Raw genomic sequence first — 252 nt, 5'->3', positions numbered from 1 at the left:
GTGTAAGTTCGATTAGAGTCTAAACTCCATAGAAAGGAGGTGATCCAGCCGCACCTTCCGATACGGCTACCTTGTTACGACTTCACCCCAATCATCTGTCCCACCTTAGGCGGCTGGCTCCAAAAGGTTACCCCACCGACTTCGGGTGTTACAAACTCTCGTGGTGTGACGGGCGGTGTGTACAAGGCCCGGGAACGTATTCACCGCGGCATGCTGATCCGCGATTACTAGCAATTCCGGCTTCATGCAGGC

The 252-nt window shown here is 54.4% G+C and carries 1 rRNA gene; it reads right to left on the bottom strand.

The features are described 5' to 3' along the window. Window positions 1–32 precede the first annotated feature (32 nt). Window positions 33–252 (bottom strand): 16S ribosomal RNA (locus M3202_RS22235); the annotation flags it as partial.

The sequence above is a fragment of the Halalkalibacter oceani genome (assembly GCF_023715605.1).
Taxonomy (GTDB): domain Bacteria; phylum Bacillota; class Bacilli; order Bacillales; family Bacillaceae_D; genus Halalkalibacter; species Halalkalibacter oceani.
Note: the sequence above shows the minus strand (reverse complement) of the source record. Positions and strands in the feature narration are given on the sequence as shown.